This is a genomic window from Kitasatospora cheerisanensis KCTC 2395, from assembly GCF_000696185.1.
Taxonomy (GTDB): Bacteria; Actinomycetota; Actinomycetes; order Streptomycetales; family Streptomycetaceae; genus Kitasatospora; species Kitasatospora cheerisanensis.
In genome coordinates, this window is sequence record NZ_KK853997.1 from 3,552,404 (window position 1) to 3,565,396 (window position 12,993).

Here is a 12,993-nt window from a genome sequence, read left to right on the forward strand (position 1 = left end):
GGGTTGACTCGGCGTCAGTACGGCGGCCCGGCGGCTGCCGCGCGGAGGTGCGGCAGGAAGGCGGTGACGGCCGGGGTGGGGCGGTGGCCGCGGCGGGTGGCGGTGTGGACGTGGCGGACCGGGGTGTCGTCCGGGTGCAGTGGGACGAGGGCGAGGTCGGGGCGGGCCGCGCGGGCGGCCAGGGACGGGATCAGGGTGATGCCGAACCCCGCCGCGACCAGGCCGAGCTTGGCCGTCCAACCGGCCACCTCGTACGCGACGCGCGGCCGGAACCCGCTGCGGGCGCAGGAGGCGAGCAGGGTCGATTCGAGGCGGCGGCTGGCGGCGATCCAGGGCTCCTCGGCGAGTTCGGCCAGCCGCAGCCGACGACGGCGGGCCAGCCGGTGGCTGCGCGGGAGAGCCACCAGCACCGGGTCGTCGGCGATCCGGTGCAGCTCGAACCGGTCGGTGTCGTACGGGTGTTCCGGGTACGCGGTGACCAGTGCGAGGTCGATCGCGCCGTCCGCGAGCAGGTCGAGCAACTGCGCCGAGAGGCCCTCGGTGAGGGTCGGCGCGATGCCGGGGTGCGCGGCGCGGAACGCGGCCAGCGCGGCCGGGACGAGCGCCGCGTTGGCGCTGTCGAACGCGCCGAGCCGCAGGTGGCCAGTGGTGAGGCGGGTCAGTGCGGTGAGGTCGTGGCGGGCGGCGTCCAGCCGGTCGAGCACGGCTTCGGCGTGCGGCAGCAGGGCCCGCCCGTGCTCGGTGAGGCGTACGCCGCGGGCCAGCCGGTCGAACAGCGGCGCCCCGAACTCGTCCTCCAGGGTGGAGATCTGACGGGACACCGCGGACTGGGTGAACCCCAACTCCTCCCCCGCCGCCGTGAAGGAGCCGAGCCGGGCGGCGATGCGGAAGACGTCGAGCCAAGCCATGTCCATCGGGCATGGCTACCATGCGAGACATTCGTTTGTCGCCTGCCTAAGGCGCCTCTAGCGTGGCGGGCATGGAGATCACGGAGCGCACAGCCTTCCTCGGACTCGGGCGGATGGGCCTGCCGATGGCCCGCCGACTCGCGGGCGTCACCAGCGAGTTGACCGTCTGGAACCGGACACCCGGCCGCGCCGGCGACCTCACTGAGGCCGCCACCCCCGCGGAGGCGGTGCGCGGGGCCCGGATCGTCGTCACCATGCTGTCCGACCCGGCGGCGGTCGACGAGGTCGCGGCCCGCTTCGTCCCCGCGCTGGAGCCCGGCACGCTGTGGATCGAGATGTCCTCGATCGGCCCCGCGGCGGTGGTCGGCCTTCGCGCGCAACTCCCCTCCGGGGTGGGGATGGTGGACGCGCCGGTGCTGGGCAGCGTCGGCCCCGCCGCGAGCGGTGACCTGGTGGTGTACGCGGGCGGCGAGAACGCCGAGCTGGACCGGGCACAGCCCGTCCTGGAACGCCTCGGCCGGGTCGTCCGGTGCGGCGGACCCGGCCTGGGCGCCGCACTCAAGGTGGTGGTGATCGGCGCTGTCGTCGCCTCCGTCACCGCGACGGGAGAGGCACTCGCCGTCGCCGAACGGCTGGGCGTCCCCGAGGAGTTGGCCCGCGGCGCGCTGGCGGCCGGGCCGCTGGCGGGCATCATGGGGCGGATCACGACCACGGAGGCCGACTTCCCGATCCGCCTCGCCGCAAAGGACTTGGCCCTGGCCGACGGCGGGCCCGTCTTCGCAGCGGCCCGCGCCACGCTCCTGGCCGACCCCGCTCTCGCCGAGAAGGACCTCTCCGAGATCACCACGGCACAGCGGGAGCGGCTCGCCCGGGCGGGAGGAAACTGAGCGGCCTTCGCGGCACCAGGGAACGCCGCTCCGGGCCTGCGGAGCCCACCGGCCGACGGTACGGCGGCTCTGTCACCGGCGGCCAGTAGGGCAAGGGCTGCAAACAGGGGGCCGCGGGAGGGTGAACGTGGCGACGCAGGCAGCGAGTTGGGCGGCGCTGCATGCGCTGCTGGTGTGGCCTTCGCGGCCGACGGGGCGGTGGCCGAGGGACAAGGACGACGGCGGCGGACAGGCCGGCGGCGAGGCCGTCCGGGCAGCATCCGGCGGCGAGTTGCCAGGTGGAGGTGCTGGCGGCGGAGACCAGCAGGGTGAGAACCGTGAGCACCACACCGCCGAGGAGAGGGAACAGGACGACGCCGTTCAGGTCTGCGGCGGCGGTCGGCAGGGTGGGCACGACGGCCGGGGCGGCGAAGCCGGTGAGGCAGGCGCTGACGGCCCGGTGCACCTGGGCGAAGATCCCGTCCACGGCGCGCGCTCCCCGGGCGTCGACGGCAGACAGCGGTCCCCGAAAGCCAGCCGCACCTGACAGGCGATCAGCAAAGCGTCCGCAAAGGGATCTTGGCGCGCGGCCCGGCACTGACTAAGGTCGCCGGGCACCCATCGACGCACACCCACGGGGAGACACTCATGACCGCTGCCGCCCGGCCGCCGCTGCCGGACACGTTCCTGCGGCCCGTCCCGACGTTCACGCTGACCAGTGCGGAGGTGGCCGACGGGGGCCGGCTGGGCGAGGAGCAGGTCTACCAGGGCGGGAACCGGTCGCCGCAGCTCAGCTGGTCGGGCTTCCCGGCGGAGACCCGGAGCTTCGCGGTGACCTGCTTCGACCCGGACGCGCCGACCGGCTGCGGCTGGTGGCACTGGCTGCTGTTCGACCTCCCGGCGACCGTCACCGAGTTGGCGTCCGGCGCGGGCACCGGCGAGTTCCCCGGCCTGCCGGCGGGCGCGGTGCACGGTCGCAACGACTACGGCACCCGGGACTTCGGCGGCGCCGCCCCGCCGCCCGGCCACGGCCCGCACCGGTACGTGTTCACCGTGCACGCGCTGGGGGTGGACTCGCTGGGCCTGGACGCGGACACCTCGGCGGCGGCGATCAGCGGCACGCTCGGCTTCCACGCGCTGGCCCGCGCCACGGTGGTCGCGGAGTACGAGAGCTGATCCCCGGCGGCGGAGCCGGACGCTCGTCCACAGGCCTGTGGACAACTGCCCGCCACCGGCCCGGCCGTCCACAGCCTGTGCGCAACGGGCCGGCGGTCGGACCGGTCGGCGGTCGGGCTCAGGCAGGCCCAGGCGGACTCGGGAGACCTCAGGAGGCCTCAGGCGTCGAAGTCGTACTCGAGGATGTACGAGGACGAGTCGAGCACCATGGCGTTGAACTCCACCGCCTGACCGTCCTCGGCGAACGCGGTGCGGTGGACCAGGAAGACCGGCGTGCCGGGGGCCAGGGCGAGGCGTTCGGCCTCGTCGCCCGCGGGCATCCGGGAGCGGATGTGCTCCTGGAAGTGCACCGGCTTGTGGCCGAGTTCGGCGAGCCGGGCGTAGGTGCCGCCGGGGCCGGTGTCCGGGTCGGTGATCCGGCTGCCGGCGACCAGGGCGGCGGGCAGGTAGGACTCGGAGAGCAGCACCGGCTTGCCGTCCAGCACGAAGCGGCGGCTGCGCACGCAGGCCGGCTCGCCGGGCTTCAGGCCGAGCACGGCGGCGATCTGCTCGGGCGCCTCCCGTTCGTCGACGGTCAGCTGGTCGACCGTCAGGTCCCGGGCCGCTATGTCGGCGGACCAGACCGAGGTGCCGCTGCCCCAGGTCCGGCCGGAGAGCCGCTGGATGCCGCGGCGCCTTATCGGCCGGAACTCCCGCACGAAGACGCCCACGCCCTTGCGGGCCTCCGCGATCCCCTCGGTCTGCAGCACGCCGAGCGCCTGGCGGGCCGTCATGCGGGCCACGCCGTACGTCACCATCAGGTCGTTCTCGCCCGGGAGTCGGTCACCGGGTCGGTAGCGGCCGGAGTCGATGTCGCGCTTGAGGTCCTCGGCGATCCGCTGGTACTTGGGCTGGGTGGCGCGGGGGTGACTGGTCATGGCGGCGGGTTTCCTTCCCCTCTCTAGACATCCTACGCACGGTCCACCCCCTGATGCATTGACATCTCTAGAGATTTCAGCTTGTCTAGAGATGATTGCATCTGACATACCCTCATATCGGCTGCCGAGTCTCCCGTCATCGAGCGTTCATCGAGCGAATCCGCGTGAGGAGTCCGCCATGTCCGTGCACCGTCGATGGTTCTCCCTGCCCCGCGAGCCCGCCACCGTCGCCGCCGGACGCCGCCGGGTCCGCGCACTCATCACCGCCTGGGGCGGCGCCCCGCTGGACGAGGACACCCAGTTGACGGTCGACCTGGTCACCTCCGAACTCCTCGGCAACGCCGTCCGCCACGCGACCGGCCGGGCCGTCACGGTCGGCGTGCACGCCGATCCGCTGCACCACCGGGCGGTCATCGAGGTCTACGACAGTTCTCCCGCGCTCCCGGTGGCCGGCCGGCCCGACCAGGACTCCGAGTCCGGCCGGGGCGTCCTGCTGATCGCCGAACTCGCGCTCGCGCACGGGGTGATCCGCAAGCGCTCGGGGAAGTGGGTGTGGGCGGAGATCGCCCTGCCGGGCGGCCGGATCGCCCGGCAGGGGTGGTGGCCGAGCCAGGGCCCGCCGGACGGCACCCGCCAGAAGACCCCGGCCGACCGGCTCGCGCCCGGGGCCGTGACCTGCCGCTGAGCGCCGACCGCCAGGCGGCCGGCGGCAGGCCCGAAGGCCGTCAGGCCCTCGGACGCCCAGGTCCTCGGACGCTCAGGACCTCACGCCGCAGACCCGAAGGCCCGAAGGCCCTCAAACGCTCAGGCGCTCAGGCCGTCAGGCGGCGGTGGAGCTCCTCCGTCCCCCGGCCCAGGGTCCGGGCGGCGAGCCAGGCCGCGGCGCCGGCGCCGTTCCGGGCCGTGGAGACCTCGGCGTCCGGCCAGCGGTCGGCCAGCCTGGGGCGCAGGTGTGCGGCGAGCGCGGTGTCGGAGGCCAGCAGGCCGCCGGCCAGCACCAGCGGCAGCGGGGACGCGGGTTCGCGGATCAGGGCGAGGGTGTCGATCAGGTGGTCGGCGGCGCGCTCGACCAGGGCGACGGCCACCGGGTCGCCGGCCGCGGCGCGGTCCAGGACGATCGGCGCGAGCCGGGCCAGCCGGGCGGGCGCCTCCGCATGGGCGGCGGCGATCAGCGCGGAGCGGGGCTCGCTGCCCGGGCCGTCCGGTCCGACCAGGGCCTCGGCGATCGCACCGGCCAGACCGGGCAGCCGAAGTGACGGTTCGTCGAACGGCATCGCGCGGTCCACGGCGGTGAGCGCAGCGGAGACCGCCTCCCGGCCGAGCCACAGCCCGGAGCCGCGGTCGCCGAGCAGCCAGCCGTGGCCGTCGGCGGTGCGGCGCAGGGCGTGGCCGCGGATCTCGGCGGCGATCGCGCCGGTGCCGCTGAGCAGCAGGGTGCCGTCGGCGGCGGCCGTCCCGGCGGCGTGCGCGAGTTCGGCGTCGCCGACCAGCCGCGGGGTGACGGTCAGGCCGACAGTGGGCCAGAGCGCCAGGACCTCCGGCGGGGCGAGCGAGCCGCCGGCCAGGCCGATCACGCCCGCCGCGACCCGGCCCGGGTCGAGCGGGCCGAGTGCGGCGCGGACGGCGCCGCCGATCTCCCGGACGGCGGTCTCCGCCCCGTGCGCGACCGGGTTGCCGCCGGCGCCGTGCGCGGTGCCGAGGATCCGGCCGTCCAGGGTGGCGACCAGGGCACGGGTGCTGGTGCCGCCCACGTCGAGGCCGAGCACCAGCGCTTCCGCCGGGTCGTGCTGACGGGTCGTCATGCGGTGCGGCGGATGCGGCCGGCGTACAGCGCTTCGAGCTTGTTGTTGTGCTCGTCGCCGCCGGGGATGTTCGCCGAGAGGTAGACGGGCGGGACGCCGCCGGACTCCTCGACCCGGCGGATCACCTCGGCGACGATCTGCTGGCCGAGCAGCGCGGCGGTGATGGAGGAGATGCCGCAGGCCCGGCCGCCGCCCGCCATCGGCAGCACGGCGTCGCCGAACGGCGCGCCGTTGTCCAGCACCACGTCCGCGTAGTCGCGCAGCCGCAGGCCGGAGGGGTGCTTGGGCTGGACGCCGGCGGTGTGCTCGGCAGAGGTGACGACGATCAGCGGGTGGCCGTTCTCCTTGGCCAGCCGGGCGAGTTCGACGACGCAGCCGTTGACGCCGGAGTTGGAGGCGAGCACGAACACGTCCGCCGGGTGAGGTGCGGTCAGCTCCCAGAGCAGCGCGGCGGATTCGGTGCCGCGCTCCAGCTCGGAGCCGGCCAGGATCTCCACCGGGCGTCCGCCGAACAGCACCACGTCGCGCAGCGCGATCCGGTTGCTGGGCACCAGTCCGCCGGCCCGGCCGGCGATCTCCATGGCGAACGCCTCGGAGTGCCCGGTGCCGAACGCCTGGACGATGCCGTCCGCGGCCAGCGCGTCGGCGATCAGCTCGGCGGCCCGGGCGACGCCCTCGGCCTGGGTGCTGCTGACCTTGTCGATGGCGGCGTGGGCGGCGGCGACGAAGTCGGCCGCAGAGGGGCTGGGCACGGGAACCTCCAGGCAGGGCACTGTGGGACGGCTCACATGGTCGGGCCGCGCCACCACCGCTGTCAACGACTGGACTAGACCAGTGGAGGAGTCAGCACGGTTCGAAGCCCGCGCACTCGAACGGATCGTCCGCCGGATCCAGCCCCGGCAGCCCGGGCACGTCCAGCTCGCCCCGCAGCCACCGGGTGAGCACCGTCACCAGCCCGCCGGCCAGCGGCACTTCCTCGCGGCTGTGCCGGGGCCGGATCACCAGCGGCCAGGCATCCGGGTCGGGCCCGGCGGCCAGCCAGCCCAATCGGTCGGCGTCGATGCTGGTCCCGATCTCCAGGAACCCGTCCGCGGGGGCGGCCGAGCGCTGCGGTGCGGGCAGCCGCAGCCACTGCGACCAGCAGCCGCCGCCGTACAGCGCTGCCAACTCCCGGTGGTCGGACGGGAGCCGGGCGCCCGGGAGGGACTCCCGCGGCCCGGCCGGGGGCGGCACCAGGAGCCGCAGCGCGGGCAGCCCGGCGGGGCCGTGCAGGGCGAACTCGAGCTGTTCGGCCGCGAGTTCGGGGCGCGTCGGCGGGAGCCCCGGGGTGGCCTCCCCGTACGGCGCCACGGTGGCGGGCAGCGGGCCGAGGTGGCCGACCCGGTCGAGGATCGCCGCCTCCAGGAACGCCGTCAGGGGCAGCCCGGTGTCGAGCAGCGGCTCGGGCCGGGTCGGGTCGCAGAGCACCACCGTCCAGCGGTCCGGTTCCGGGTCCGCCGTGTTCCACAGCAGCGTCGTCCGGCCGTTCAGGGTGTGCCCCCAGGGCAGCAGTCCGCCGGGCGCGGGGTGCAGGCGCGGAACGGCCCCGGCCTCACGGAGTTCGACCCGCAGGTCGTGCTTGGTCCACGGCAGCATCGCGAGGTACTCCCGGCTCGGCGCCTGGAGCACCACCGCCCCGCCGATCAGCAGTGGCCCGTACCGCGCCGACGCCCGGTAGTCGCCGGGCAGTCGCAGCCCCAGCCGGGATTCGACCGCCGGCCAGTGCACCGCGAACGGGGTGAGCGGGCGGCCGGGTTCGAGCTGGGCGAGCAGGTCCATGGCCGCGATGGTGCGGCCGGGCGGCCGGGGCGGGCAAGCGGAAATTCGCGGGCGCGGGGTGCGGGGCCGGGACAGGATGGGGGGATGGAAGAGGTGCCGAAGCGGCAGGTCAGGGCCCGTTACGACGAGCGGACGGTGACGGTCTATCAGGCGTTCCGGCCGGAGATCGGTGATCCGGCGGTGGCCGAGGGGCGGTTCCCGGAGGCGTTCGGCCTCGACCGGATGACGTGGATCAAGCCGTCGTTCCGGTGGCTGATGCACCGCAGCGACTGGGCGCGGAGCCCCGGACAGGAGCGCATCCTCGGCGTGGTGATCACCCGTCAGGGGTTCGACGCCGCGTTGGAGTCGGCGGTGCTGAGCGGCTACACGTCGGGCCTGCACGCCTCGAAGGCCGAGTGGCAGCGGGCGTTGCGACGCAGTCCGGCCCGGGTGCAGTGGGATCCGGAGCGGGACGTGCGGCTGCAGCCGCTGCCGCACCGCTCCCTGCAACTCGGCCTGGGCGGGGAGCTGGTGCGGCGCTACGCCGAGGAGTGGCTGGTGCGGATCGAGGACCTCACGCCGCTGGCCCGGGAGCTGCACGCCACCGGGGACGCCGGACTGCTGCCGCCGGAGCGGCCGTACCCGGTGCCGCCGGGCGCGGCCGCCCGGCTGGGCGTGACGGGCTGACGGAGGCCGCCCGGTTCGCGGGTGACCCTCCGTCAGCCGGTGGGATCAGCCGTGCAGGTAGACGATGCCGAGCTTGGTCAGCTGCCAGTGCTGCGCGGCGGAGCCGTTGTCGGCGGCCAGCTGGACCAGCGGGTTGCCCTGGGCGTCGGTCTTCGCGGTGGCGGTGGCCAGCTTGGTCGGGTCCTGCGAGTCGGCGAGCTTGTAGGTGCCGTCGCCGACCGGCTGGAGGATCCAGTGCTGGTTGCCGCCGCCGTTGCAGCGCCACTGCTGGAGCTGGGTGCCGGCGGCGGTGGAGGCTCCGGCGGCGTCCAGGCACATGTCCCGGTTGCCGCTGAAGTCGAGTTCGAAGGAGCCGCCGGCCTTGACCTCGAACACGAAGGACTGGTTCAGGCCGCCGGTCGCCGGGTACGTGATCGCGGTCCGGCCGTTGGTGGAGTCGCCGTAGGTGCCGCCGCCGGCCAGGTCGAGCACCTTGCCGTTGGCCTGGTTGGTGAGCTGGTACCAGGCGCCGTCCTCCGGGGTGTCCGGGAACGGCTTGCCCGGGGTGAGCGGGGTGATCGAGGTCCAGTTCTGCTGGTTGAGCGAGCAGAACGCCTGGGAGAGCCCGGGCTGCTGGTAGAACTGCCGCAGGCAGGTCGCCTCGGCGGCGTAGCCGGCGACCCGCAGGTGGTACGACTGGCGGACGTTGTTCATGCACAGGCCCGGGATGGAGATCGGGGTGTCGCAGCCGTTGCGGGTGCTCTCCGACAGGTCGATGACGTCGCCGTTGGTGAACTCGTACGGCGAGCTGGTCCACTCCGCGCAGACCTCGTGGCCGAAGGCGACCCGGCGCTGGTCGAGGTAGCGCACGCCCGGGACGCCGGAGGCGGCCTCGCGCAGCGCGTCGCTCAGCGTGGGGACGACCCAGTTGTGGCCCCAGGCGAGGTCCTCGGGGAAGGCCGGGCAGCCGTCCGCGACCTTGCCGGCGTAGTCGTTGCGCCGGATGTCGGGGGTGATCGGGTTGAAGTACGACTGGTAGACCAGCTGGTAGGAGTCGTCCGAGTAGCCGGCCTTCCGCATGGTGTTGCGGATGTTGGTCAGCGCGGCCGTCACCTTGGGCTTGACCCCGGCGGCGCGGCGGGCGATCTCGGCGCTGCCGATGGTGTCCCGGCAGCCCTGGGACTGCGGGATCGGGAAGTACTGGGCGAGGCAGGACATCATGATGCCGGCGAACTCGAAGTCGTCGTTGGCGCCGATCGTGACGACGACCATCTTCACGTCGTAGTCGGCGGCGGTGGCCGCGAGTTGGACGTCCTGCTTGGCCTCGCCGAAGTCGCCGCTGCCCGGCCCGGTGATCTTCGCCAGCTCGGGGTCGCTGACCAGGTCGCCGGTCTGCGCGCCGGAGCAGGCCAGGTCGATCGGGGTGACGCCGGGGAGCTGGGTCACGAAGATCTCGGACTTGGTGGAGCGGTGGCAGTAGTTGGTGGGGCTGTCGGTACCGGGGACGTAGTCGTCGTTGGTGTCGGTGCCGGCGCCTTCGCCGGAGATCGCGCTGTCGCCGAGCGCGACGATCGCGGCCGGCTTGCCGGCGCTGGGCGAGGCGGCCCGGGCGGTGTCCGCGGCGCCGAGACCGGAGCCGAGGCCGAGGGCGGCCAGCAGCGCGGCGGTGGCGAGCAGGGCGGGTGACCTGCGACGGACCGTTGGTGTCCTGGACACTCATGACTCCTTGCGAGGGTGGGGGAACGCCCGGCGGGTACCGGGCGGCGCGGAGCATGGGGGAACCGGGCCGGAGCCCGGCGAACATGAGGCAGGCTCACATGCTAGGTACTGACAGGTAACACAACAAGACTCGTGACACGCCCGGGCCGGGTTTGTCGCGGGTCGTCAGGAACCCGGCCGGAAAACGCGGTCGAGCCGCCGACCGCACCCCGCCAGGAGGTGTGGACGGCGGCTCGACCGGACCGCGACGGACGTCAGCCGACGTTGGCGCACTCGTTGCCGAAGGCCGGGTTGAGCAGGCCGATGATGTCGATCGAGTTGCCGCACAGGTTGACCGGGATGTGGATCGGCACCTGGATGTTGTTGCCGGAGGCCACGCCGGGCGAGTTGGCGGCCACGCCCTCGGCGGTGCTGCTCGCCATGGCGGAGCCCGCGCCGACCGCAACGATGCCCACGACAGCGGCGCCGACCGCGGCAGCCTTCTTGATGCTCATAGGAGTCTCCTCGATAAATCTGATCTTCCAATTGCCGCGCCGGGGCTACCGGAAGGAAGCACACGGGACGTGCACTCAGCCAACGAAGCCGCCCCGGATCAGTTGCGAGGACCCCTCGGCTATCACCCGTCCGGAGTAGCCGAAGCATTCGGGTGAACGATTCCGGCGATCGGCGAACTCGCCCGTTTCCCCCGCCGCGCTGGTTCGTTCTTCCTGGCGAACCCTGATCCACCGCAAGAAATGAGGCTTCATCATGCGCAAGCTCGCCTACGGCGTGTTCGGCACCGCGGCTGCCGCGTCCATGCTGCTCGGTGCCGCCGGCCTGGCCAACGCCTCGGCCACCGCCGAGGGTGTCGCCGCCAACTCCCCCGGCGTGCTCTCCGGCAACCTGATCCAGGTGCCGGTGCACGTCCCGATCAACCTGTGCGGCAACACGATCGACGTCATCGGCGTCCTCAACCCGGCGTTCGGCAACAAGTGCGCCAACGTCGGCTGACACCGGCGTAGCTGCGGGTGTGCCGGGTGCTCCGGGTGACGCGCACCGCCCCGGCGAAGGGCGACACGCGGGTCTTGAGCCGCGTGAGTGACATTCACGGGGCATCCGGAAAACAGCGGGCGATGATGCGATCGCCCGACACCCGACCATCCTCGTCGGGCAGAACGTGAGGAAGAAAGCCATGCGCAACTTCAAGAAGGCCGCGGTCCTGTCCTTCGCCGCCGCCGGCCTGGTCCTCGGCTCCGCCGGTCTGGCCAACGCCGACGCCGTCGCCGAGGGCGCCGCCATCGGTTCCCCGGGTGTGCTCTCCGGCAACGTGATCCAGGTGCCGGTGCACGTCCCGGTGAACATCTGCGGCAACTCGATCAACGTCATCGGCCTGCTCAACCCGGCGTTCGGCAACGTCTGCATCAACAAGTAGCCGTCTGCCCGAAGTACCGCGTCGCACCGCGCACCCGTGCGGTGCGACGCACCAACTCCCTGTTGTGATCTAGGAGATCAACCCCCATGCAGAACCTGAAGAAGGTCGCCGTCCTGTCCGCCGCCGCCGCCGGCCTGGTCCTCGGCTCCGCCGGTCTGGCCAACGCCTCGGCCGAGGCCGAGGGTGTCGCCGCCAACTCCCCCGGTGTGCTCTCCGGCAACCTGATCCAGGTGCCGGTGCACGTCCCGGTGAACGCCTGCGGCAACTCGATCAACGTCATCGGCCTGCTCAACCCGGCGTTCGGCAACGAGTGCGCCAACATCGACGCGCCGGTGGAAGACGACTGCTGAGCGGTCCCGGCTGATCGGCGAACCCACGTACTGACTGCCCCTCGGCCCTCCGGCCGGGGGCAGTGCTCGTCCCCGCTCCCCTCACCCCGAAGGAATGGCCGATGTCCCGGACGACCACCGGCGCGCTGGCCGCGCTCGGCGCCGCGATGCTGCTCGGCGGCGTCACCGCCCAGACCGCGCACGCCGAGACCGAACAGCTCGGCGGGCTCTCCCTGCCCACCACCCAACTGCAGAACACCGACGCCCAGCAGGCCCTCGGCGGCACCACCGGCGCGCTCGGCTACGCGGTCGCCCCGATCAAGGCGCTGCGGCTCGACCCGTGGGCCAACTCCTCCGCGGACGTGTTCAACAACGGCGTCGCGGTCGTCCCCGACAACGGGCTCGCCCCGGTCGGCACCGCCCCGCTCACCGCGCCGCTGTCCGCCGGGGGCGGAGCGAAGGACCTGCCACTGGCCGGCCCGTTGCTCGGCGCGCTGCCGGTCTGAGCCGCGCCCGCCCGGCACGCGTACGGCCCGGCCGCTCCTCACGGAGGCCGGGCCGTACGCGTTCCCATGACGCCCAGTCAGACCTTCGACTGGTCCAGCGCGCCGGTGAGGGTGCCCACCGGGTTCGCCTGGTTCAGCATCATGCCGCTCATCGAGGTGGTGGTGGCGGCCAGCGTCTTCACCGAGTCGGTGACCGAGATCTGGTCCTGCGCGCCGCCGAGTTCGGCCTTGGCGCCCGGCACCGCCTGCACCGGGGCGGTCACCAGGTGCGGGTCCACCTTGTCCAGGGTCAGTGCGGCGTCCGTCAGTCGGCCGCCCTCGCCCTCGACGAAGGTGACCGGGCGGCCCAGGCCGACCGCCGGGCCGCCGAGGTTCAGCGGGGCGGCGGGCGCGTCCAGGCCGACGGTGCCGAGGGCCGCGCCGCTGTCCGCCTCGGGCAGCGGCAGGGTGGCGCCCAGCGAGGGGCCGAGCTTGCCGCCGTTGAGCGCGGGCAGCACGTGGTCCGGGATCGGCTGCGCCGGGTCCTCGCTGGTCTCGGTCGGCGGCAGCAGCGGCGAGGTCGGGATGCCGCCGTGGACCTCGGCGCCGTCCGCGAGCAGCGGCAGCGCCGAGGAGGCGGTGGAGAGCGGGATGCTGAACGGCACCTCCTGGGTGGCCAGGCCGTTCTCGATCGCGGCCACCTCGGCCGGGGTCGTCGGGGCCGCCTGGGCCACGCCCTGGGCCGCCGCCACGCCGGCGCCGACCGCCAGCAGCAGGGCGCCCGTGGCCCGCTTGGGAAGCTTCATCGTGTTCGCCGTTCGTTCGGGGGGTTTCCGGTTTATCCGGTACGCCAGTAGGTCGGTACGTCGTTAATTCTGTACGACTTATTCGCGCCGCGAGCGACCGCAAAGGCACTT

The 12,993-nt window shown here is 73.5% G+C and carries 16 protein-coding genes and 1 pseudogene; 8 read left to right on the forward strand and 9 right to left on the reverse strand.

What is annotated here, in order from left to right:
• Positions 1-14: 14 nt before the first annotated feature.
• The gene (locus KCH_RS16060; protein WP_035863666.1) at positions 15-914 is read right to left on the reverse strand and encodes a LysR family transcriptional regulator; all 900 of its coding nucleotides are present in this window, start codon (positions 912-914) and stop codon (positions 15-17) included.
• 65 nt (positions 915-979) lie between these two features.
• On the opposite strand from KCH_RS16060, the gene KCH_RS16065 reads away from it, so the two are divergent.
• The gene (locus KCH_RS16065; protein WP_051653120.1) at positions 980-1,795 is read left to right on the forward strand and encodes an NAD(P)-dependent oxidoreductase; all 816 of its coding nucleotides are present in this window, start codon (positions 980-982) and stop codon (positions 1,793-1,795) included.
• A gap of 214 nt (positions 1,796-2,009) precedes the next feature.
• On the opposite strand, the pseudogene KCH_RS44520 reads toward KCH_RS16065, so the two are convergent.
• Positions 2,010-2,261, reverse strand: a pseudogene (locus tag KCH_RS44520) (MFS transporter); the annotation flags it as partial.
• A gap of 161 nt (positions 2,262-2,422) precedes the next feature.
• On the opposite strand from KCH_RS44520, the gene KCH_RS16070 reads away from it, so the two are divergent.
• The gene (locus KCH_RS16070) at positions 2,423-2,950 is read left to right on the forward strand and encodes a YbhB/YbcL family Raf kinase inhibitor-like protein (protein ID WP_035863668.1); all 528 of its coding nucleotides are present in this window, start codon (positions 2,423-2,425) and stop codon (positions 2,948-2,950) included.
• A gap of 158 nt (positions 2,951-3,108) precedes the next feature.
• Here the strand turns inward: KCH_RS16070 and KCH_RS16075 are convergent, their stop codons facing one another.
• A complete protein-coding gene (locus tag KCH_RS16075; RefSeq protein ID WP_035863670.1) occupies positions 3,109-3,867 on the reverse strand; it encodes a GntR family transcriptional regulator in 759 nt (252 codons plus the stop codon).
• Between the two features lie 178 nt (positions 3,868-4,045).
• On the opposite strand from KCH_RS16075, the gene KCH_RS16080 reads away from it, so the two are divergent.
• Positions 4,046-4,552 (forward strand): ATP-binding protein, encoded by a 507-nt coding sequence (locus KCH_RS16080; RefSeq protein WP_051653121.1) that lies wholly within the window; start codon positions 4,046-4,048, stop codon positions 4,550-4,552.
• A gap of 127 nt (positions 4,553-4,679) precedes the next feature.
• On the opposite strand, the gene KCH_RS16085 is transcribed toward KCH_RS16080, so the two are convergent.
• From KCH_RS16085 to KCH_RS41360, 3 genes are all read right to left on the reverse strand, one after another.
• Complete coding sequence (locus KCH_RS16085) at positions 4,680-5,669, reverse strand: N-acetylglucosamine kinase (protein WP_035863672.1); 990 nt, start codon at positions 5,667-5,669, stop codon at positions 4,680-4,682.
• Positions 5,666-6,421 carry a sugar isomerase domain-containing protein gene (locus tag KCH_RS16090; protein WP_035863673.1) on the reverse strand — a complete coding sequence of 252 codons (756 nt, stop codon included), beginning with the start codon at positions 6,419-6,421 and terminating at the stop codon, positions 5,666-5,668. Before KCH_RS16090 ends, KCH_RS16085 begins: the two co-directional genes overlap by 4 nt.
• 91 nt (positions 6,422-6,512) lie before the next feature.
• Positions 6,513-7,487, reverse strand: coding sequence for a hypothetical protein (locus KCH_RS41360; RefSeq protein ID WP_035863676.1), 975 nt, complete (start codon positions 7,485-7,487; stop codon positions 6,513-6,515).
• An 84-nt stretch (positions 7,488-7,571) separates the two neighbouring features.
• On the opposite strand from KCH_RS41360, the gene KCH_RS16100 reads away from it, so the two are divergent.
• Positions 7,572-8,153 carry a DUF4291 domain-containing protein gene (locus KCH_RS16100; protein ID WP_035863677.1) on the forward strand — a complete coding sequence of 194 codons (582 nt, stop codon included), beginning with the start codon at positions 7,572-7,574 and terminating at the stop codon, positions 8,151-8,153.
• A gap of 45 nt (positions 8,154-8,198) precedes the next feature.
• Here the strand turns inward: KCH_RS16100 and KCH_RS16105 are convergent, their stop codons facing one another.
• Together KCH_RS16105 and KCH_RS16110 are read right to left on the reverse strand one after the other, a co-directional pair.
• Positions 8,199-9,848 (reverse strand): RICIN domain-containing protein, encoded by a 1,650-nt coding sequence (locus tag KCH_RS16105; RefSeq protein ID WP_244305338.1) that lies wholly within the window; start codon positions 9,846-9,848, stop codon positions 8,199-8,201.
• A gap of 257 nt (positions 9,849-10,105) precedes the next feature.
• The gene (locus KCH_RS16110) at positions 10,106-10,345 is read right to left on the reverse strand and encodes a chaplin (protein ID WP_035863678.1); all 240 of its coding nucleotides are present in this window, start codon (positions 10,343-10,345) and stop codon (positions 10,106-10,108) included.
• Between the two features lie 253 nt (positions 10,346-10,598).
• Here KCH_RS16110 and KCH_RS16115 point away from each other — a divergent pair, with 253 nt between their 5' ends.
• From KCH_RS16115 to KCH_RS37340, 4 genes are all read left to right on the forward strand, one after another.
• Positions 10,599-10,841, forward strand: coding sequence for a chaplin (locus KCH_RS16115; protein WP_035863680.1), 243 nt, complete (start codon positions 10,599-10,601; stop codon positions 10,839-10,841).
• Between the two features lie 181 nt (positions 10,842-11,022).
• Positions 11,023-11,262, forward strand: coding sequence for a chaplin (locus tag KCH_RS16120; RefSeq protein WP_035863682.1), 240 nt, complete (start codon positions 11,023-11,025; stop codon positions 11,260-11,262).
• Between the two features lie 86 nt (positions 11,263-11,348).
• Positions 11,349-11,612, forward strand: coding sequence for a chaplin (locus tag KCH_RS16125; RefSeq protein ID WP_035863684.1), 264 nt, complete (start codon positions 11,349-11,351; stop codon positions 11,610-11,612).
• Positions 11,613-11,713: 101 nt separating this feature from the next.
• Complete coding sequence (locus KCH_RS37340; protein ID WP_051653122.1) at positions 11,714-12,097, forward strand: hypothetical protein; 384 nt, start codon at positions 11,714-11,716, stop codon at positions 12,095-12,097.
• Positions 12,098-12,174: 77 nt separating this feature from the next.
• Here KCH_RS37340 and KCH_RS16135 read toward each other — a convergent pair whose 3' ends face one another.
• A complete protein-coding gene (locus KCH_RS16135; protein ID WP_035863687.1) occupies positions 12,175-12,882 on the reverse strand; it encodes a hypothetical protein in 708 nt (235 codons plus the stop codon).
• Positions 12,883-12,993 lie beyond the last annotated feature (111 nt).

What these genes read in the sequence shown, in the direction of transcription:
- KCH_RS16135 (WP_035863687.1), bottom strand. Translation starts at nt 12,882, where the DNA reads ATGAAGCTTCCCAAGCGGGCCACGGGCGCCCTGCTGCTGGCGGTCGGC.
- KCH_RS37340 (WP_051653122.1), top strand. Translation starts at nt 11,714, where the DNA reads ATGTCCCGGACGACCACCGGCGCGCTGGCCGCGCTCGGCGCCGCGATG.
- KCH_RS16100 (WP_035863677.1), top strand. Translation starts at nt 7,572, where the DNA reads ATGGAAGAGGTGCCGAAGCGGCAGGTCAGGGCCCGTTACGACGAGCGG.
- KCH_RS16120 (WP_035863682.1), top strand. Translation starts at nt 11,023, where the DNA reads ATGCGCAACTTCAAGAAGGCCGCGGTCCTGTCCTTCGCCGCCGCCGGC.
- KCH_RS16110 (WP_035863678.1), bottom strand. Translation starts at nt 10,345, where the DNA reads ATGAGCATCAAGAAGGCTGCCGCGGTCGGCGCCGCTGTCGTGGGCATC.
- KCH_RS41360 (WP_035863676.1), bottom strand. Translation starts at nt 7,487, where the DNA reads ATGGACCTGCTCGCCCAGCTCGAACCCGGCCGCCCGCTCACCCCGTTC.
- KCH_RS16065 (WP_051653120.1), top strand. Translation starts at nt 980, where the DNA reads ATGGAGATCACGGAGCGCACAGCCTTCCTCGGACTCGGGCGGATGGGC.
- KCH_RS16085 (WP_035863672.1), bottom strand. Translation starts at nt 5,669, where the DNA reads ATGACGACCCGTCAGCACGACCCGGCGGAAGCGCTGGTGCTCGGCCTC.
- KCH_RS16080 (WP_051653121.1), top strand. Translation starts at nt 4,046, where the DNA reads ATGTCCGTGCACCGTCGATGGTTCTCCCTGCCCCGCGAGCCCGCCACC.
- KCH_RS16060 (WP_035863666.1), bottom strand. Translation starts at nt 914, where the DNA reads ATGGACATGGCTTGGCTCGACGTCTTCCGCATCGCCGCCCGGCTCGGC.
- KCH_RS16125 (WP_035863684.1), top strand. Translation starts at nt 11,349, where the DNA reads ATGCAGAACCTGAAGAAGGTCGCCGTCCTGTCCGCCGCCGCCGCCGGC.
- KCH_RS16115 (WP_035863680.1), top strand. Translation starts at nt 10,599, where the DNA reads ATGCGCAAGCTCGCCTACGGCGTGTTCGGCACCGCGGCTGCCGCGTCC.
- KCH_RS16070 (WP_035863668.1), top strand. Translation starts at nt 2,423, where the DNA reads ATGACCGCTGCCGCCCGGCCGCCGCTGCCGGACACGTTCCTGCGGCCC.
- KCH_RS16075 (WP_035863670.1), bottom strand. Translation starts at nt 3,867, where the DNA reads ATGACCAGTCACCCCCGCGCCACCCAGCCCAAGTACCAGCGGATCGCC.